This window comes from Saprospira grandis DSM 2844 (genome assembly GCF_000275825.1).
In the GTDB taxonomy this organism is placed as follows: domain Bacteria; phylum Bacteroidota; class Bacteroidia; order Chitinophagales; family Saprospiraceae; genus Saprospira; species Saprospira grandis_A.
In genome coordinates, this window is the sequence record NZ_JH719942.1 from 269,712 (window position 1) to 289,008 (window position 19,297).

A 19,297-nucleotide genomic window follows, 5' to 3' on the forward strand; every position below is an offset into this window, starting at 1 on the left:
CAGACCAAAGGCGAAACGAAGTGAAGCCTGAAGGGCCGAGCAGACCTGCGAGCCCCGCAAGGGCCCGGCCGCCGAAGGCGGCAGGCCCCTAAAAAATAGCGACTTACTTATTTTGACTCCTTATAAATTTACTTTAATAGATTAAAAATTATATTTTTGCGCCAAAGCTAAGCAAAGCCTAAAACACAAAGCCATTTTGCCCAACCTACTAGCCAAGTATAAAGCTTGCCACTCCTTATGAAAAAATTCTTCAACTTCTTTACCCAAGAGATTGCGATCGACTTGGGGACTGCTAATACACTGATCATCCACAACGACCAAGTAGTTGTAGATGAGCCCTCTATTGTGGCCGTAGACCGCAATACCAATGACGTTATCGCTGTAGGAAAAAAAGCGATGATGATGCACGAAAAGACCCACCAAAAAATTAAGACGATTCGCCCATTGAAAGATGGGGTAATTGCTGATTTTGAGGCGGCTGAGCGCATGATTCAGGGTTTGATTGATATGATTCCGAACCGCAGAAAACTGCTTCGGAGTATGCGCACCGTTATTTGTATTCCTTCGGGCATTACCGAGGTAGAAAAGCGGGCCGTATTTGATTCTGCCGAGCATGTGGGTTCTCGAGAAACCTACCTCATTCATGAGCCTATGGCGGCTGCTTTGGGGATTGGTTTGGACGTGACGGAGCCGGTTGGAAACATGATTATTGATATTGGGGGCGGAACGACGGAGATTGCCGTAATTGCCTTGGCCGGTATTGTTTGCGACCAATCTATCCGTACTGCTGGAGATGAATTTACCTTTGATATTGTGAACTATATGCGTCGGGAGCACAACCTATTGATTGGAGAGCGCACCGCCGAGCAGATTAAGATTCATGTAGGGGCTGCCGAGCAGAACCTAGAGGAGCCCCCTGCGGATTATCCGGTAAATGGCCGAGATTTGATGACAGGGATTCCCAAGCAGATTATGGTTTCTCATAAGGAGATTAGCCGTTGTTTGGATAAATCGGTGGCCAAAATTGAAGAGGCTATTTTGAAGGCCTTGGAGAGTACACCGCCAGAATTGGCGGCCGATATTTATCGGACGGGCCTCTATTTGACTGGTGGAGGAGCTCTTTTGCGCGGCTTGGACAACCGGATTAGCAAGAAGACCAAATTGCCGGTCCACATTGCGGAAGATCCGCTACGGGCGGTGGTCCGCGGAACGGGAATTGCCTTGCAGAACATTGCCAAATTCTCCTTCCTCATCTCTCAGAAAAGCCTCTAAACCAGAGCTATAGCCGGGAAGGTATTATTATGGTGCCTTTCTAAAAATAAAGCGTGTCGGAGCGGTTAGGCTGGTCCGACACGCCCTATTTATTGCCCAACTATTATGAATAAGTTTAGCCAGCTAATTATTCGTTATCATGGTGTTTTTGCCTTCTTCATTTTGGAGTTGATTGCGCTAAACTTTTACTTTAGCCAAAATTCTACGCCAGAGAAGACCGCCTTTTTGAGTTCTGCCAATCGGATGGTGGGCGGAATTTATGATTATCAGAATCGTTGGTCGCGCTATTGGAACCTCTCTGCGGTAAATGATTCTTTGGCCCAAGAAAACGCCCGGCTCAAGATGCAGTTGCCTAGCACTACCTTTTCGCATTTGCTCGACTCTGCCACAGTGGGGGCCGATGACAGTTTGTCGGAGCAGCAGTATCATTATTTGGCCGCAACGGTGGTCAATAATAGTGTGCATCAGCAGAAAAATTACCTCACCTTGAACCGAGGCAGCAAGCATGGGCTGCGCAAGAATACGGCGGTTTTGGCCAATACCCAAGAAGGGGTGGTGGGCGTTATTCGGGCCGTTTCTACCCATTATGCTTTGGTCATGTCTATTATCAATACCGATAGCCGAATTAGCAGCCGAATTGGCCGCAACAACTACCTTGGCGTTTTGCGTTGGGATGGCCAAGACCCCCGCTATATGCAGCTGCACGATATTCCCAAACATTTGGGCCTGCAAAAGGGCGATAGCGTATTGACCAGCGGCTTTTCTACGGTTTTTCCCAAAGATATTTTCTTGGGAAAAATTGATAGCTTTTATATAGAGCCAGGCAGTAACTTTTACAATATTTCGGTGCAGTTGGTCAATGACTTGGGCCAAGCCGATAAGGTATATATTGTAGACAATATTCTGAGAGACGAACAACTTGAATTAGAAGCTTCTATCCATGAGCAATAACCTTTTTGGCATCAATATTTTCCGCTTTATCTTTGTTTTGTTGTTGCAGGGCCTGCTCTTCAAATATGTAGATTTTAAGCTGATTGATATTTACATTCATCCGCTTTTTGTGCTCTTGCTGCCCCTAGAAATCCCTATGGTCTTGGCCCTGATTTTGGCCTTTGCCCTGGGCCTGGGCGTCGATACTTTTCTCAATAGTTTTGGCTTGCATGCAGCCGTTATGGTGGCCTTGGCCTTTTTGCGCCCCCTCATTTGTGCCATCATAGAGCCTATTTCTGGCTATGAACCCGGCCAACTCCTAAGCAAAGAGAGCTTGGGCCGCAGCTGGATTATCCGCTATACCGCCCTGATGATGGGCGCCTACATGATTATGGCCACCCTACTAGAAGACCTGAGCTTCAGCTGGTTGTGGCTGGCTCGCTGTATTCTGAGCTTTATCATTTCCTCTCTTTTTGTACTGCTCTATCAGTTTATTTTTAGAATCAGGATCTAGTTTTTTGGGGCCTGCCGCCTTTGGCGGCCGGGCCCTTGCGGGGCTCGCAAGTCTGCTCGGCCCTTCAGGCTTCACTTCGTTTCGCCTTCGGTCTGGCCTGCGGCCACCCCTTCAGGCCCCTAGGCCGATACTGTAGGTTGACACCTACAGCAAGAGCGGTATTGCTTCGCAATAATATATGAATGAGGATTGAAACCCCTCATGATTTTTGCTATAGCTAGTCGCTGCGCGCCTATAGGTCCAACTTAAAAGCGCTTGTTTCAAGAAAAATATTAAAATAAAAGCTTAGTTTTAATCAACTCACCAAAGCTTTTATTGTTATGCGTTTTTTCGATTATCTTCTTTTTATGTTTTTAGGCGCAATAGGTGGAGCCGCAGGCTACCACTTTTTTATTTTGGGCCAAAATTTGGAGAAAAAAGACCCTATGCCCCAAGCTAAGCAACAAATTTTGCTAGAACGCATTAAAGAAGTAGCCAAGTTGGTTACGGTAGAGGGCGAATTCTCTAATGTGCATGAGTACAATAGTTTTTACGCCTACGATATTAGCCCCTTACGCAAAAAAGCCCTAGTAAAAGTGAAGGCCAAAGTAGCCGTGGGCTACGACCTCAGTCAGTTAGATTGGGAAGTAGATGAGGACCAGAAAATTGTTCGGGTCCGCAACCTTCCCGATCCCCAAATCTTATCTATTGACCACGACTTAGAGTATTACGACATCCAAGAAGGGGTATTTAATGCCTTTAATGAAGATGAATTGACGAGCATCAATGTGGTCGTTAAGAAAATGCTCCGAGAAGAGGCCCAAGATAGTGAGCTGATGAGCAAGGCCCGCAGAGAAGGGCTACGCAATTTGGGCCTCATCAAATTATTGGTAGAGCAAAATGGCTGGACCTTTGAGGCCATCAGAGCTCCTCAGAAAAACATAGAAGAACAGCAAACTACACCTCCTGCTGCCGATTCGATAATTAAAATTAAGATTCCTCCTCTCGCTGAGCCAAAAGGCAGTAAAGGCTCAGATTAAAACCTCCTCCCCCATGATGAATAGTATTCAGCAAATTGATTTACGGACCCTAAAAAAGTGGCAGGCCCAAAACAAGGACTTCATCCTGCTTGATGTTCGAGAGCCAGACGAACATGAAGCCTTTAATATTGGTGGGCAGCTAGTCCCCTTATCTGATTTGGGGCCTTTTGTGGAAAGAGTGGCCCAAAATAGCTGTTTGGTCCTCTATTGCCGCAAAGGGCTGCGTAGCCAATTGGCCATACAAAGAATTAAGGGCCTACGCAAAGATTTAGATTGCTACAACCTTAGTGGCGGCATCTACGAGCTGATGTAGGTCCAGAAAAGCGGGCGCAGCCCGCTTTGGCTGAGGGATGGCAGGGGGTGGCCGCAGGCCAGACCGAGCAAAAATGCGAAGCATTTTTTGCGATGGGCCGAGCGAGCAGCGAGCCCCCGCACAGCCCGACCCGGCCAAAGGCCGGGGCAGCCCCAAAAAAAGAAAAAGAAAAGAATAAAAACTCGGAAAAGAGTGTATCTTTGTGCTTTCGTAAAGCCCCGCCGCTTGTTCAGCAAGTTCAGTGGGGGATCAAAATCACAGGCTTAAATTTTACAGACATGCCCGTAAAGATTCGTTTGCAACGCAAAGGACGCAAAAAAGCGCCTTTTTATCACATCGTTATTGCTGACTCTCGTGCTCCCCGTGACGGTAAGTACATTCAGCGTATTGGTACTTACAACCCCTTGACTGTACCTGCTACAATCAATGTGGACCGTGATGCCGCTTTTGACTGGTTGATGAAAGGTGCACAACCTACCGACACTGTTCGTGCCATTTTAAAATTCAAAGGTGTATTCTACAAGAAGCATCTTCAGCGTGGTGTAGCCAAGGGTGCGCTTACTCAAGAGCAGGCTGATGCTATGCTAGCGCAGTGGATTGAAGGTAAAGAAGCGGTGGTAGAGTCTCGTCGTGAGCAAACCAAGCAGCGTCTAGAAAAGCAACGTCAGATGATTTTTGGAACGCCTCCTGCCAAGCCTGAGCCTAAGGTAGAGGAAGCTCCTGAAGCCACTGAGGTTGAAGCTTCTACAGAAGAAGGAACTGATGCAGAAGCCTAAGTCATTTTGACTTAAACGGACAAAGGGGATAAGCTTTAGGCTTATCCCCTTTTTTTTTGTTAGTATTCGATTCGGCTGGGTAAAATTGGGTTATTTTCGTTTTGGGGTTCTTCTTCTTTTAGGGCATTGCTAGCGTCTACTCGCCAGCCATTTTTGAAGCTGAGGCTATAGAGAATTTGGAGGTTTTCGCCATGTTGGGGTTCGGTATACCAGTTTCTTTTTTGGCGTTCCATGCTGCGGATCACATCAAAGAGGGCCAATTTAATTTTCATGATGGCTTTGCGATCAATATCGTAAGCTCTTCGGCCATTAATTTTTTCTTGGGTGCGCCATTCGAGGTAAGCGATATTGGAGGCGAGGCGGCGGAGTTCGTCTTCTTTTTTCATATTGAAGCCGCCTTCTCCTTGCCAGGCCAGGTTTTCGGGATAGGCCATGCAATTGCTTAGGGCTTGGGCGGCATCGGCCACAACCCCACCCATTTGGGCCTGTTGGCCAAAGGGTTGTTCAAAGCGTTGGGTCACATAATTGATAATGGCCCGATAGCGGCGATTGACGCGGCGGTTCATGGGGTCTAGCCAGGGGGCTTCGGCTTGGGCTTCATAGCGATAATTGGCCCAGGCAAAATAGAGCGTTTGCCAATCTTCTTGCCCTTGGCCGGGCAATTTTTCTTTTTTGAGCAGGAGCTGAGCATCTTCAAATTTGCCCTTTTTGAGCAACTTTTCAAGTTGGTCCAATAGCTTTTTTTGGGGACTACCATTGAGTTTATCGTTTAGCGTTTGGGCGTAGGCCACAAAAGCTTGCATTTGCTCCTGATAATCGCTAATGATATAGGCTTCTGGGTCTTTTCTCTTTTTCAAAACCCGTTCATCTTGGGCCAATTGGCAGCCGCCATAAATGGCCTTGAGCGTTTGCTCCAATTCGGGTTCAACTTCGGCGGGACTATCATCTGGCGTACAAATCGGGAATCCCCCATTGAAGCGTTGGGGCTGGGCCCATAGGCTGAGCGAGCAGCCCAGACATAAGAGGAAAAAACTAAGGTGGCGAACTAGCATAAGTAATAATTGGTTAAACACTTTTTTGAGAAAGCGGGACAAAATAAGCCGCTTGGCTCAAAATAAAAAATTACCCCTAAGCCCAGCCTAGAGGTAATTATAAAATTAAGCGATAAAAATATTATCCGCCAATAGCGGGAGATGTTTGCTGCAATTCTTCGCTTGTTTTTTCGGTATAACCTTCAGGAATAACCAAATCAAAATTGCTGCTTACAGGCGTAGACTTGTCCACTTCTGTGGCTAGCATAGAAAACTTACCCTCGGGGCTATCTACCTCGATACCGAGGGGGAAACCACCTAGTTTTTCGCTCACTTCGCCCATAAAAGAAATGGCACTCACATCAATTTTGTCCGTCAAATAAATGGCCACTTTGGTGTTGGGATCTTTGGGGTTATTGGCAAACACCTTACGGCATTTGTAGCCGGCAATTTCTTTATCGCCCCCCTTAACATCCTTAAACTTAGTAGTGATCTCATCTAGGCTTCCCATTTCTTTTTGGGCCTTCTTCACATCTTCCGAAGGGATTTTCATGGCTGTTTTTTCGCCCATCATCTGGATAAGCGCCAAGCCTTTGCTGTCCCCACTATTCATAATAAGGTCGCCCATAATTAGGCCGCCCATAACGGCACCCGTTGCGCGGAGGTCGCCCTTGAGGAAAACCAACTTAAGCGTAGAATTATTGACCATGGCCACATTGGGGTCCTTGCTCTCTTCTACATTAAGGGTATAAGTAATGCTCCCTTTGTTCATTTTCTTAGAACGAAATAGCTGCGCTTGGGTAGAAGGAAGGGCAAAAACAACCGCAAAGAGCAGGAATAAAACTGAATTTCTCATAGAATGGAGTATAAAATGGTAGTAAAATATCTTTTTTAGAGGCCAAAACCACCGCCTAAGCCTTGCATTCCGCCCAGCTCTTCTAGGGTTGTTTTTTCATAGCCTTCTGGAATGCTTTTGTCAAAAACCTCGGCTTTTGGGGGTTTGTTAGAAATTTCATCGGCCTCAAAAACTAACTTCACTCCTCCTTGGCTAATTTCATACCGAAGTGGAAACCCTTCCAAACCTGGTAGCTGTTCTTGAATCTGACTTTGCCCTGCGGGCTGTATCTTTTTGGTTACATACATGGTCAAAGTCTCCGAAACGCCAGGCATTTGGACCTCCACCTTATGGCATTTATATCCCGCAATTTTTTTCCGCTTGCGCTTATAATAGGTAAATGTAGGCTGGCTAGCGACCGCATTGCTCTTTTGCTTGGCCTTGAGCTCTTCTATTTGCTCTTTACTGAGCTCTACCGCCATGTTTTTGCCCATCATCGGTATCGACATCAACATCAGGCCCTCTTGCGCCTCATTATCCATAATGATGTTCATGTTCATCATGCCGTTCATCATGTTGATCGAGGTTTTCACTTGGCTGCCCAAAAAATAAACCTTCATCTCCGAGCCATTCAGCATCCCCGCCATAGGGTTCTCTTCCCCCCCGGCCATATTCATCGTATACTTAATGTAGCCCTCATTCATCTTCTTTTGGGCCATCAAGCTCGTACTACCCAAAGCAAGGAAAAAAATAAGACTAAAAATAGCTATTTGCGCTTTTCGCATGAATAATTCTGTTTTCTATTTGAGCCCAAGGCTCTATTGGTTTGATAAAATAGTGATTTCTTTTTTTGGGGCTGCCCCGGCCTTTGGCCGGGTCGGGCTCTGCCGTGGCTCGCAGGTCTGCTCGGCCCTGCAGTTTTTTCGCTGCGCTTCAAAAACTTGGGTCTGCGGCTGCGCCGCCCCACTTTCCATCCCTCAGCCGCGTCGCTGCGCTCCTTTGCGGGCGCTTTGCGCCCTGTCCCATCCAAAATTGGGCCTATATAGCTGCTCAAGATACAGCCAAAAATGGCTATTTGTTCAAGAGATAAACAATTTATTAATGGCCTCCCTGATTTTTAGGCTTTTATCAGAAGTTTAATTTTTTTTGACAAAAAAGTAGCTACCTTTGTGCTCTAAATCACAGAAAATACTTTAAGGGCAGCTCCCTCCTCTCAAAAAGAAGTAGCCCCATGCGTCTATTTCCCCACTAAATATACTTAGGTACTCAACCTGCAAAATATTTAGAAGAACCAAGTCTAACCAGCTCCCCCTAAGAGCTGGTTCTTTTTTGGTCCAAAAAGGAGCGAAGCGACGCGGCTGAGGGATGGTAGGGGGTGGCCGAAGGCCAGACCGAGCTTTTTTGAGCAAAGCGAAAAAAGCGATGGGCCGAGCGAGCAGCGAGCCCCCGCACAGCCCGACCCGCCCAAGAACTCATGAGGGTTTTAACCCTCATTTTGTATAAGTTCGCAAAGCGATACCGCTTTGCGCTGGGTTTCAAGCCGGCGGAAGGGGCAGCCCCAAAAAAATGTGACCTTATTGTGACTTTGGCATCTATAGAACAGTAAATTTCAGACTACCTTAGCAATGGGTTAACAAACAATTAAATAGACCATTTCATTATTATTCAATAAACCAATACAACCTTTTACAAATCTTTAATTGACAAGAACAACTAATGAACAACCTAATTTTAATGCTAACTGGACTTTTTCTTTTTGCTCAACAAGCTCCCCTTTCAGAGCGACTACATTCTGGTGATGAAGCTCCCCTTTTCAACACCACTGAGGTAAGAGGCGAAAAGCTAAAATTGCGCAAATTGCTCAAGGAGCAGGACCGTGTTTTGTTGGTTTTTATGCGCCATGCTTGGTGCCCCGTTTGCAACCTTCGTTCGCATGAATTGATGGAGCGCTACGAAGAGCTCAAAGCCGCCAATTATGAGGTAGTGGTGGTTTATGAATCGCCTCAAGAGCAGCTCATTCGCTATGTAGAAGACCACGAACTGCCCTTTAAGGTGGTGGCGGACCCTTCTGGCGAACTTTACCGCTCTTATAAGGTAGAGCGCAATCCCGAAAAATTGAAGGCGGCCATGCAAGATGAAAAAACCTTGGCCCATATTGAAAAGGGCAAAAAGAGCTATAAAAAAGACTTTAGAAGTTATATGGCCAAAGGCGAAAAGCCCGATGCTTTGATTCCCGCCGACTTTGTTTTGGACCATAAAGGCAATATTTTGCAGGCCTATTATGGCAAAACTCTAGACGACCATTTGCCTCTAGAAGAGCTCATTGGCGCCCAAAAATAAGTTGTTCTCCTTGGTTAGCCCCTAAGAAAAAACCTAATCGCAAGAAGCGATTAGGTTTTTTTTATGCCTGCAAAAGCGGCAGTAATTTATCGACAATTTGTTGGGGAGAAATGCTGGCCATAGCATTTTCATAGCCCTTAAACATTTTGCTGCCATTTCTGGAGCTAGGCAGCATAGGAAACTGCTCATAATCGGGCAAAAGAGCGTATTCTAAGGGTTGGCGCCAGGGGTAGAACCCAAAAGCGGGATGGCTAGCGCCCCAAAGCGAAACAATGGGCTTTTCGAAAAAGGCGGCCATATGCATATTGGAAGAATCCATGGCCAAAAAGGCCGTTAATTGGCTCATTAGGGCCAATTCATTGGAGAGGGAAAGTTGGCCAGCGACAATATGTACTTGTTTAGATGGGGCAATAGGCCATTGGCTAAACTCCTGCCCTTCTGATGGTCCCCCAAACAGATAAATTTGCAAATTTGGGCAGGCGGCCAGCAAAGCCTCTAGGCTTTGCTGCATGAGGTCCAAAGGATAAGTTTTGCCTGCATAGCGGGCCTTAGGAGCTACCCCCAATTTGGGTCCTTGGGGGGCTAGAAAAGGGGCCAAAGCCGCTGTTCCCTCAAAAATGGGGGGCGCTAGCTTGGCGGATAAATCGATGGGAAAACCCAATTTGGCCAAGACATCGGCATAGCGCAGATGATGCGAGCGCAAATACTGAATATTTTTATGGGCTTTGGGGGCGGCTAATTGTTTTTTGGCCCCTCTTTCCTTTTGCATTTTGGCCAAGGGGATGCCCCAAGACCAAGAGAGCAATGGGCCCAGCAGCTGTGTGCGCAACACATTGTGCATATCGGCAATGGCTAGTGGTTTTGGTCCTTTTTGCAAGGTCTTAGACAAGCGCCAAATCCCGCCCAGGCCCTGATAATCTTTCTCCAGATCAATGCCGACAAACTCTAGGCGATCAATAGGAGCAAAAAAGGGGGCAAAGGCGGGTCTAGACAATAGCCGAAAGCGCAAATTGGGATATTGGGCCAGGGCTTGTCGCAAAACGGGTTGCAACATGGCTACATCTCCCATAGCCGAGAAGCGCAGGAGCAAAATTTCTTTCAAAATTAGGCCTTTTTCTGGTAGAGCACAGGGTTGAGCTGTGGATCGTTATACATTTTCATTTGGCGGTAGACCTTCATTTGTTTTTCGCCTTGGGCCAATTCTTCTAGCAGCTGATCGATAGCGGTAGAGAGGTCTTCTCTTTGCTCGAGCAAGATGGCTAATTTTTGCTTACAGCGGGCTTGTTGGTCCATAGGGGTATCTATGCGCTCGGCCTCGATAGCCATATGGTAGATTTTTAGAGCCAAAATAGATAGGCGATCGATGGCCCAAGCGGGGCTTTCGGTATTTAGGCGATTGCTTTTGGCGGGCACCGCTGCAAATTTGGCCAAGAAATAATCATCGATGCGTTCTACGGTATCGGTGCGTTCTTGATTGAGGGCATCGATACGGCGTTTGTAGCTCAGGGCCAAACTGGGCTCAATTTCGGGCTCGCGAATAAGGTCCTCTACATGCCACTGAACGCTATCGATCCAGTTTTTTTGGTAAAGTAAATAGTCGATAGTATCGGTAGCATAGGGGTTTTTTCCTTCTTGATCCACTTGGTCCAAAACATGGTAAAAAGCGACCACCTCATCAAAGATTTTGTTGGCTGACTGACTGAATGATGACATATATTGTAGTATTTATTTCTTAGAATGAGCGCAAAGATAATGAACTCCTATTAAAAGGAGGGCCTAATCTAGTTTTTTAGGTTTAGCAGGGGGCGAAGCCCCCGCAGGCTGAGGGATAGTAGGCAGTGGCCGCAGGCCAGACCAAAGGCAGGCAAAGCCTGCCTGCAGGGCCGAGCGAATAGCGAGCTGCCGCATAGCCCGACCCGAGCGCAGCGAGGGGCAGCCCCAAATCAGCTAGATTTTAGAACATAGGAAACTCAGGTTGATTGCCTAAGATCGCTTCAATTTGGCTATTTAGGTCTTCGGTAAATTGAGGCAAAAGCTCCAAAGCGGTCAAGGTTTCGGCCAAATGATGTGGCTTAGAAGCGCCCAAAATAACGGTACTCACATTGGGGTTTTTGGCGCACCAGGCCACGGCCAATTTGGCCACAGAGGTCCCTAGTTGATCGGCTAGTTTTTGGAGTTTGCGCACCTTGTCCAAGCGTTCGGGCGTTAGTGAGCGCTCTTTGAGCCAGTCCATGCCCTGCAAGCTCAGGCGGGTATTATCTGGAAACTCCTTGAGGTATTTATTGGTCAATACGCCAGAGGCCAAAGGCGACCAAATGGTGGTGCCCAGCCCCACTGTTTTGTAAATTTGGGCATATTCTACCTCCACTTTTTCTCTATGAAACATATTGTATTGCGGCTGCTCCATAGTTGGGCCAATCAGGCGGTAATCCTTGGCCACCATATGGGCTTCCATAATTTCTTGGGCCGACCATTCTGAGGTCCCCCAATACAAAATTTTGCCCTGTTGGATGAGCGTATTCATGGCCAAAACGGTCTCTTCAATGGGCGTTTCTTTATCTGGACGATGGCAGTAAAAGAGGTCCAAATAATCGATCTGCAAGCGCTTCAAGGCGGCCTCACAGGCTTCTACCAAATGCTTTCGGCTTAGGCCTCTTTCATTGGGCAATTTGTTGCCATCGCCAAAAAAGGCTTTGCTAGATACCAAATAGGAAGAGCGCCGCCAGCCCATTTTCTTCAAAATATTGCCCATCACGATCTCCGATTGCCCATTGGCGTAAATTTCGGCATTATCAAAAAAGTTGACACCCTGCTCATAGGCCATTTTCATCAATTCTTCGGCGACATCATCCCCAATCTGATTTCCAAAGGTGAGCCATGAGCCCAAAGAAAGTGCACTGACTTGCAAACCCGATTTTCCTAATCTGCGATATTCCATTTGTGGTTGTGTTGATTACATTAAAATAAAATCAAAAAACAGGGCGGGCCCAATCTTGTTTTAAAAAGCCGTACCTTTGCCCCATTCTTAGACCTAAATTAGGAATTTTACGCATGAAACACCTTATCGCCCCCTCTGTTTTGGCTTGTGATTTTGCTCGCCTGCCCGAAGAAATTGCCCTGCTCAATGATTCTGCCGCCGATTGGATCCATCTGGATGTCATGGATGGCCGTTTTGTTCCCAATCTCACTTTCGGCATGCCTTTGGTCGAGGCCATCAACCGCCTAACGGATAAAACCTTGGATGTACACCTAATGATGCTGGAGCCTGAGCGCTATGTGGAGGCCTTCCAAAAGGCTGGAGCCGATTGGATTTCAGTGCATTACGAGGCCTGCCCTCATCTTCACCGCAACCTTCAGCAGATTAAGGCCACTGGCGCCAAAGCTGGGGTGGCCATCAATCCACATACGCCCGTCGAGGCCCTTTTTCCTGTACTAGAAGAAATTGATTTGGTCATTATTATGTCGGTAAATCCCGGTTTTGGCGGCCAAAAGTTTATCTACCACAGCATCGATAAAATCAAAAAGCTCAAGGAGGAAATTATTATCCGTAATCTCCCCACCCTGATCGAGGTAGATGGCGGCGTAGGCATGCAAAATGCCCAAGTTCTCTTGCAAGCTGGGGCCGATGTATTGGTGGCCGGTAGCGCCGTTTTCAAAGCGCCCGATCCTAAAAAAGCCATTCAGCAGCTTAAAAATATTGGCGGTTTAGCCCTTTAGGTTGATTTTTTGGGCCTCCCGCCTTCGGCGGGCGCTACGCTTCGGGGCTCGCAGGTCTGCTCGGCCCTGCAGCCGCCCTTGGCGGCTTTGGTCTGGCGCTTTGCGCCACCCCTGCACATCGCTAGGCCGATACTGTAGGTTGAAACCTACAGTAAAAGCGGTATTGCTTCGCAATGATATATACATGAGGGTTAAAACCCTCATGCAATTAACTTCTCCGCCCTCCTTTATTAAAGGAGAGAAGCCGCCCCCTATTCTCTAATTCTTCAATTTGATTCTTTAGTTTATGCGCATTATATTCATGGGCACCCCCGATTTTGCGGTTCCTAGCCTACAAGCCTTAGTAGAAGCCCCCGATTTGGAGGTAGTTGCTGTTGTGACGAGCACCGATAAATGGGGCGGCAGAGGCAATAAAACGCTGCTGCAATCGGCGGTAAAGAAATACGCCCAAAGCCAAAATATTCCCGTATTGCAACCGGAGAAATTCAGGAACCCCGATTTTCTAGAGGAGCTCCGCAGTTATAAGGCCGACCTACAAGTGGTGGTGGCCTTTAAGATGCTGCCCAAAATGGTTTGGGATATGCCTAAATTGGGAAGTATGAACCTACATGGTTCTCTTTTGCCCAAATACAGAGGGGCCGCCCCTCTCAATTGGGCCGTAATCAATGGAGAAAAAGAAACTGGGCTCACCACCTTTTTGCTCCAACATGAAATTGATACCGGAGAACTGTTGTTACAATATAAGACCCCTATTGGTCCAGCCGAAACCGTAGGCGAGCTACATGACCGCCTCATGATTGCCGGGGGCGATTTGGTATTGCGTTCGGTTCGCCTCCTTAAAACAAGCGATTATCAAACGCAGCCCCAAGCAGAGACAGAAGTTTGTCATGCGCCCAAAATCTTTCATCAAGATTGCCAGATTAACTTTCAGCAAGGGGCCCAGAAGGTCTTTGACTTTATTCGTGGCCTTAGCCCCTACCCTGTTGCTTGGACCAAAGTGGGGGGCAAAAAACTTAAAATTTACCGCAGTCAAATCATCTTTGCAGAACAAAACGCTAGCCCTGGCAGCATCTGGACCGATGGCAAGAAGTTTTTGCGGATTGCGGTCCAGGGCGCTTGGCTCGATATTTTAGAGCTACAAGCCGAAAAGCGCAAACGCATGGATGTGCAAACCTTCCTCAATGGGCAGGAACTGAGCGCCAGCAAGGTCGATGAGCTCGACTAAAGTTCGCTTTGCGCCCGATCATTGATTTGAATGCATAAAAAAAAGCAATATGTCAAAAACAATACTTTGGACCGCTACGGGCCTGCTTACGGTAGGTCTTAGTATCCTCTTTATTCGACCTGATTTTTTGGGAATGGCCCAAGAAACCACTCCTTTAGCGGAAACCACTATTGGAGAAAAGCTCAATGAAAACAGAGGAGGAGAAAAAAAGCGAGATGCCGACTATGTAGATCCTCGTCGGCCCAGCTTGCGCAAAACTGATTTGGAGGCAGAGCGCCAAGATGATGGCAGTATTGTGATGTATGCCGAGGGTTATGAAGAGGATGATTTTTCTGCCTTTGAGGAGCCTGAAAATATGTTTGAGATTGAAGGCGGGGCGGCCCAGCAATCGGTGGGTGGACTTTGGGATATTTTTCTGGAACTAGAGTTTGATTTGGGGCTTGACCAGAGTTTGGAAGAAGTGATTATGCAACCGCTGTTTACCAAAGCCATTCGGGCCTATGACCAACAGACCATAGAAATAGAGGGCTTTATTATTCCGCATGATATTGTGGCCCAAGCGATGGGGCCTGGAGATGATGGAAGCATGTTTATGCTTTCTGCCTTTCCCACCGCCAGTTGTTTTTTTTGTAAGGGAGCTGGACCAGAGTCGGTGATGGAAGTTTATCCAAAATCGCCTATTCCTTACAGTCAGGGCAAAGTAAAGATTCGGGGGCGCTTAGAATTGAATGAATTTGACTTCTTAAAAATGGCTTATTTGCTGCGAGATGCGGAGATTGTCCGAGAATAAGTAAAAATGGCTGTCGAAAAATCGACAGCCATTTTTTTTATTGGTCCTCGCTCAACACAGGATAAATAAGGGGGCGAGAGGGGGCGGCATCTAGCTCGAAGGCGGGCACGCCCAGTTGTAGCCAATAATCGCCATCGGGGGCGGCATTGGGCACATAGATTAGCTCGGTGATGCTGGCCCCAAAGCGGGGTGCATCGGGATAATTCCAGAAAGCTTTATGGGCCAAAAGGGCGCCTCCATCTTCTTCTGGATCTACTGAGGGGGTATCAATAAGGAGGTGTGGGATATTGGCTTGGCGGATGAGCAGCATGGCCTCTTCTTCGATAAAAACGGGATGGCTACCTGAATAATTTCGGCTAATTTTTTCTTCCTCATTGGGTAGCGTACGGATAATGAGGGAGGTATTACTGGGCCAATTTTCTAGTTTGGGGGCTAGTTGGTCGGCGGTAATTTGCCATTGGCCATTTTTGGGATTGGGCAAAAAAGAATGCAGGCGGGCCCAGCCATTAAAATTGCTTAAACAAGTTCGGAGGCTATGTTGTTCTGCCGAGATATGGCCTAGGCATTCGGTATGGGTGCCATGGCCGTGGGGATTAAAAGAGACATTAAAAAAATTGACTGAGCTGCCCATTTTGACTGAGCCGATAAAACCACCGGCCCTAACGGGCTGCATTTCGGGCCAGCCACAATGCCAGGCGCGGGGATTTTGGGCTGAGGCGGAAAGCGGGCGGGCCAAATCGTAAAAAAATTGAAAATCGATCGTTAGCGACCCTTTTTCGGGATGTTCTATTTTAGCAATCATTATCGGTTTCTTTTTCTAGTTTTGTGGGCTTCCTACAGGCGGCGAAGCCGCCGCAAAGGAGCGAAGCGACGCGGCTGAGGGATGGGCAGCAGTGGCCGCAGGCCAGACCAAAGCGCGAAGCGCTGCAGGGCCGAGCGAATAGCGAGCTGTGAGACAGCCCGACCCGCCCGCAGGGCGGGGCAGCCCCTAAAAGTCCTTAAAAAAATTGGAAAAAGCTTGTCGAAAGGGGAAAAAAAAATTAAAGTTTCACTACTTTCAATAAAAATTGAAACCTGGAGCCACTGAGAACGTTAAATAAGAAGAGCGGCAAATTTTAAACTGAGAACTATGGATTTTATACAGATAAGAGATTGGGGGATTGGATTGGAGGCGATTTCGGAAGAGCAGCCGATTTTGATATCGGGCCCATGTAGTGCCGAGACCGAAGAGCAGTTGTTGCGCAGTTGTTTGGAGCTGGCGCAAACTGGGCAGGTGCATATTTTGCGGGCGGGCATTTGGAAGCCCAGAACGCGGCCCAACTCCTTTGAGGGGGTGGGAAAAGAGGGATTAGTGTGGTTACAAAAGGCCAAGGAATTGACGGGATTGCCGATTTGTGTGGAAGTGGCGCAGCCGGAGCATGTAGAATTGGCTTTGGCGGCGGGAGTAGATATTTTGTGGATTGGGGCGCGGACCAGCGTCAATCCTTTTGCCGTACAAGCCTTGGCCGAGGCCTTAGCGGGCAAAGATGTGCCGGTGATGGTCAAAAATCCGATCAATCCAGATTTAAAGCTTTGGATGGGAGCGATTGAGCGTTTTTACCAGCAGGGGATTCGAAAAATAGCGGCTATTCATCGGGGATTTTCGGTTTATGGGGAGCCTCGTTACCGCAATGCGCCCATTTGGGAGTTGCCGATTGAGTTGAAGCGGCAGTGGCCCAATTTGGAATTGATTGGGGACCCCAGTCATATTGCGGGCAAGCGAGAGTTGTTGGGTGAGTTGGCCCAGCAGGCCCTTTATTTAAACTTTGATGGTTTGATGATCGAGAGTCACTGCCAGCCCGAGCAAGCTTGGAGTGATGCGGCCCAGCAAATCAATGCGGCAGATTTGGAGGAACTACTCGGAAAGTTGGAGCCCTTGCGAGCGGCATCTTCTGACCCTGATTTCCTTTGTCATTTGAACGAACTGCGCAAAGAAATTGATTATTTGGACCATCGGTTATTGAAGGTTTTGGCTAGGCGGATGCAGCTTGTTCGGCAGATTGGGGAATACAAATATGAGAAGCAAATTAGCATTTTGCAATTGGAGCGTTGGGCCGAAATTTACAAAGATCGTTGTGGGCAGGCGCAGGATTTGCAACTGGCTCAAGAATTTATCAGTTTGTTAATTCAGGCCATCCATCAGGAGTCCATACGACAGCAAGAGGCTGTTTTTGCCAGCAGTCGAATTTTGGAACAGCTCCAAAAAGCTTAAAGGCGCATTGTTTTACAGCTGTTTTTTTGTTGCTTTTATGATAGTTTCCTATTTTCCGAACAACTTTTAACAAAGGGTTAAGCCAATGTTAAGGAGTTGATTAGGGGACTAATTAAATTGCCTCTAATTTATTGAATAATAATAAATTAGAGGCTTTTACATTTTATTTACATTCACAGGAGGGGTTTCCCTCTTTTAGAGTCAAAGCAACATGGATATTTTAAGAGGCCTTTTGGGGATTTCGGTCTTATTACTCATTCTATTTTTGGCATCCAACAACCGCAAAGCGATTGATTGGCGGCTAGTGGGGGTCGCTCTCGTCTCTCAGATTACACTAGGGGCCCTCATTATGTATGTGGATGAAGTTCGGAGTATTTTCGACTTTCTCTCTGGTTTTTTTGTGATGGTCATTGAGTTTACGGATGAGGGCGCGGCCTTAGTATTTGGGGGCTTGCTCGATACACAATCGGTGGGTTATATCTTTGCGGTAAAGGTATTGCCCACTATTATTTTCTTCTCGGCCCTTTCGGCTATTCTCTATTATCTGGGCATTTTGCAGGCCATTATTTATGTTTTGGCTTGGGGGATGAGCAAAGTTATGCGTTTGACGGGGGCCGAGAGTTTGGCGGCTGCGGCCAATGTGTTCATTGGGCAGACCGAAGCGCCTTTGATTATCAAGCCTTATCTGGACAAGATGTCGAAATCGGAGCTCATGTGCTTGATGGTTGGCGGGATGTCGACCATTGCGGGGGGCGTACTTGCGGCTTATATTGGCTTTTTGGGGGGCGATGATCCGGTGGCTCGTCAGGAATTTGCCACGCATTTGCTCACGGCCTCGATCATGTCGGCACCGGCGGCTATTTTGGCGGCCAAAATGCTTTATCCAGAAACCTCGGAAGATATCAACAGAACGATCAGTATTCCTAGAGAGCAGGTGGGCGACAACCTACTCGATGCTATTTCTAAGGGCACCACAGACGGTCTGCGTTTGGCGGTTAATGTAGGGGCCATGTTGCTTGTTTTTACGGCCCTCATGGCCTTGCTCAACAGCATGGTTAGTGGCACAGTTGGCGAGTTGGTGGCTTGGTCTGCGGACAGTGGAAGCTTTCAGTTTTTTGGTGGAAATGACTTGCCGGCCAATACTGTTTTGCGTTGGAATGCCGAGGCAACTAATTGGTTATTGATGGATAAAAACAATCCAGAAGTAGCGGGAAAAGCCTTTGATGTACAGGGTATCACGCTTAATATGTATATTGAAAAAAGCACGGCGGGCCGTTTTACGGGTTTCAATTTGGAGTATATGTTGGGGCTTTTGCTCTCTCCTATTGCCTGGCTTTTGGGCACTCCTTCAGAGGATATGGTTGTTATTGGGCAGTTGTTGGGTAAAAAGACGATTCTGAATGAGTTTGTCGCCTATGCCGATATTCCCAAAGTGGAGCATATTATCAGTGAGAAATCTAAAATTATTGTCACTTATGCCCTTTGTGGTTTTGCCAACTTTGCCTCTATTGGTATTCAGATTGGGGGGATTGGCGCTATTGCTCCGGCTCGCCGCAAAGAGCTTTCTACCTTTGGCGTTAAGGCCTTAATTGGGGGAACAATTGCTTGTTTTCTAACGGCTACTATTGCGGGTATGCTCATTGGTGGCAGTTAATCTCAATTTATTGAATTTCAGGATGCAGCTCCAAAGCAATTTTTTGTTTTGGGGCTGTTTTTTTTGGGGCCTGCCGCCAAAGGCGGCCGGGCCCTTGCAGGGCTCGCAGGTCTGCTCGGCCCTGCGCCAGCAAGCTGGCTAGGTCTGCCGCTACGCGGCCCCCTTGCAGGCCCCTAGGCCGAATGGAAGTTCTGCGCTTCGGCCATCCTTTGATAAAAATTTCAGGCTAGTCAAGGCATTTTTTAAAGGCATAGCCGTAGCTATGGCTGAGAAAAATAACGCAGAATAGCAAGAAATTAAAGCAAAGGATAGAAGTGGCAGGGCTTTCATTTGGCCTTTGCCTGCGGCGGCTTCGCCGCCTGTAGGATGGATGTATATCCCAGTGGGTTAAAACCCACAGCAACAAAAGAGGCTATGCTAAACACAATAAAAATGAGCCGAAGGTTGAAACCATCGGCCCATAACTAGCAGGACTAATTTCCTGCGTCTAGAAGGAGCGACTGGCCACAACAAGGCTGAAAGCCGCAGTTCGACGATCAACGGGAGTAACCGATGGTAGGCAGTGCGGCAAAGCCGCAGACCAAGCAAAAACTTGTTTTTTGCGCAGGGCCGAGCGACCCGACCAACGGG

The 19,297-nt window shown here is 47.5% G+C and carries 19 protein-coding genes; 12 read left to right on the forward strand and 7 right to left on the reverse strand.

Features of this window, described 5'->3' with window-relative positions:
• Positions 1-237 precede the first annotated feature (237 nt).
• The 6 genes from SAPGRDRAFT_RS01405 (at position 238) to rpsP (ending at position 4,824) form a co-directional block, all read left to right on the forward strand.
• A complete protein-coding gene (locus SAPGRDRAFT_RS01405; RefSeq protein ID WP_002656579.1) occupies positions 238-1,272 on the forward strand; it encodes a rod shape-determining protein in 1,035 nt (344 codons plus the stop codon).
• A 105-nt stretch (positions 1,273-1,377) separates the two neighbouring features.
• On the forward strand, positions 1,378-2,223 hold the full coding sequence (gene mreC / locus SAPGRDRAFT_RS01410) for a rod shape-determining protein MreC (RefSeq protein ID WP_002656581.1): 846 nt from the start codon (positions 1,378-1,380) through the stop codon (positions 2,221-2,223).
• Positions 2,213-2,716 (forward strand): hypothetical protein, encoded by a 504-nt coding sequence (locus SAPGRDRAFT_RS01415; protein ID WP_002656582.1) that lies wholly within the window; start codon positions 2,213-2,215, stop codon positions 2,714-2,716. Before mreC ends, SAPGRDRAFT_RS01415 begins: the two co-directional genes overlap by 11 nt.
• Positions 2,717-3,036: 320 nt before the next feature.
• Complete coding sequence (locus tag SAPGRDRAFT_RS01420; protein WP_002656584.1) at positions 3,037-3,735, forward strand: DUF4230 domain-containing protein; 699 nt, start codon at positions 3,037-3,039, stop codon at positions 3,733-3,735.
• 13 nt (positions 3,736-3,748) lie between these two features.
• On the forward strand, positions 3,749-4,048 hold the full coding sequence (locus SAPGRDRAFT_RS01425; protein WP_002656587.1) for a rhodanese-like domain-containing protein: 300 nt from the start codon (positions 3,749-3,751) through the stop codon (positions 4,046-4,048).
• Positions 4,049-4,074: 26 nt separating this feature from the next.
• Positions 4,075-4,824: a 30S ribosomal protein S16 gene (rpsP, locus tag SAPGRDRAFT_RS23740; RefSeq protein ID WP_301280485.1), complete on the forward strand. Its 750-nt coding sequence runs from the start codon at positions 4,075-4,077 to the stop codon at positions 4,822-4,824.
• Positions 4,825-4,883: 59 nt separating this feature from the next.
• Here rpsP and SAPGRDRAFT_RS01435 read toward each other — a convergent pair whose 3' ends face one another.
• From SAPGRDRAFT_RS01435 to SAPGRDRAFT_RS01445, 3 genes are all read right to left on the reverse strand, one after another.
• Complete coding sequence (locus SAPGRDRAFT_RS01435; protein ID WP_253271244.1) at positions 4,884-5,897, reverse strand: hypothetical protein; 1,014 nt, start codon at positions 5,895-5,897, stop codon at positions 4,884-4,886.
• 100 nt (positions 5,898-5,997) lie between these two features.
• Positions 5,998-6,711: a hypothetical protein gene (locus SAPGRDRAFT_RS01440; protein WP_002656592.1), complete on the reverse strand. Its 714-nt coding sequence runs from the start codon at positions 6,709-6,711 to the stop codon at positions 5,998-6,000.
• Positions 6,712-6,746: 35 nt separating this feature from the next.
• Positions 6,747-7,475, reverse strand: coding sequence for a DUF4412 domain-containing protein (locus tag SAPGRDRAFT_RS01445; RefSeq protein WP_002656593.1), 729 nt, complete (start codon positions 7,473-7,475; stop codon positions 6,747-6,749).
• Between the two features lie 931 nt (positions 7,476-8,406).
• Here SAPGRDRAFT_RS01445 and SAPGRDRAFT_RS01455 point away from each other — a divergent pair.
• Positions 8,407-9,030 carry a redoxin domain-containing protein gene (locus SAPGRDRAFT_RS01455; RefSeq protein ID WP_002656595.1) on the forward strand — a complete coding sequence of 208 codons (624 nt, stop codon included), beginning with the start codon at positions 8,407-8,409 and terminating at the stop codon, positions 9,028-9,030.
• Positions 9,031-9,091: 61 nt separating this feature from the next.
• On the opposite strand, the gene SAPGRDRAFT_RS01460 is transcribed toward SAPGRDRAFT_RS01455, so the two are convergent.
• From SAPGRDRAFT_RS01460 to SAPGRDRAFT_RS01470, 3 genes are all read right to left on the reverse strand, one after another.
• Positions 9,092-10,132, reverse strand: a complete 1,041-nt coding sequence (locus SAPGRDRAFT_RS01460) for a glycosyltransferase family 9 protein (protein WP_002656596.1) — start codon at positions 10,130-10,132, stop codon at positions 9,092-9,094.
• 2 nt (positions 10,133-10,134) lie between these two features.
• Positions 10,135-10,743 (reverse strand): DUF4254 domain-containing protein, encoded by a 609-nt coding sequence (locus SAPGRDRAFT_RS01465; RefSeq protein WP_002656598.1) that lies wholly within the window; start codon positions 10,741-10,743, stop codon positions 10,135-10,137.
• Between the two features lie 241 nt (positions 10,744-10,984).
• On the reverse strand, positions 10,985-11,968 hold the full coding sequence (locus SAPGRDRAFT_RS01470; protein WP_002656599.1) for a potassium channel beta subunit family protein: 984 nt from the start codon (positions 11,966-11,968) through the stop codon (positions 10,985-10,987).
• Between the two features lie 113 nt (positions 11,969-12,081).
• Between SAPGRDRAFT_RS01470 and rpe the strand changes: the two genes are divergently transcribed.
• From rpe to SAPGRDRAFT_RS01490, 3 genes are all read left to right on the forward strand, one after another.
• Complete coding sequence (gene rpe / locus SAPGRDRAFT_RS01475) at positions 12,082-12,747, forward strand: ribulose-phosphate 3-epimerase (protein ID WP_002656601.1); 666 nt, start codon at positions 12,082-12,084, stop codon at positions 12,745-12,747.
• Between the two features lie 286 nt (positions 12,748-13,033).
• Positions 13,034-13,972, forward strand: coding sequence for a methionyl-tRNA formyltransferase (gene fmt / locus SAPGRDRAFT_RS01485; RefSeq protein ID WP_002656603.1), 939 nt, complete (start codon positions 13,034-13,036; stop codon positions 13,970-13,972).
• Positions 13,973-14,021: 49 nt separating this feature from the next.
• The gene (locus SAPGRDRAFT_RS01490) at positions 14,022-14,762 is read left to right on the forward strand and encodes a hypothetical protein (protein WP_002656606.1); all 741 of its coding nucleotides are present in this window, start codon (positions 14,022-14,024) and stop codon (positions 14,760-14,762) included.
• 37 nt (positions 14,763-14,799) lie between these two features.
• Here the strand turns inward: SAPGRDRAFT_RS01490 and SAPGRDRAFT_RS01495 are convergent, their stop codons facing one another.
• A complete protein-coding gene (locus SAPGRDRAFT_RS01495; protein ID WP_002656608.1) occupies positions 14,800-15,564 on the reverse strand; it encodes a cyclase family protein in 765 nt (254 codons plus the stop codon).
• Between the two features lie 327 nt (positions 15,565-15,891).
• On the opposite strand from SAPGRDRAFT_RS01495, the gene SAPGRDRAFT_RS01500 reads away from it, so the two are divergent.
• Entirely contained in the window at positions 15,892-17,013 is a 1,122-nt protein-coding gene (locus tag SAPGRDRAFT_RS01500; RefSeq protein WP_002656610.1) for a chorismate mutase, read from the forward strand.
• Positions 17,014-17,224: 211 nt separating this feature from the next.
• Positions 17,225-18,667, forward strand: a complete 1,443-nt coding sequence (locus tag SAPGRDRAFT_RS01505; RefSeq protein WP_002656612.1) for a NupC/NupG family nucleoside CNT transporter — start codon at positions 17,225-17,227, stop codon at positions 18,665-18,667.
• The last annotated feature ends 630 nt before the right edge of the window (positions 18,668-19,297 follow it).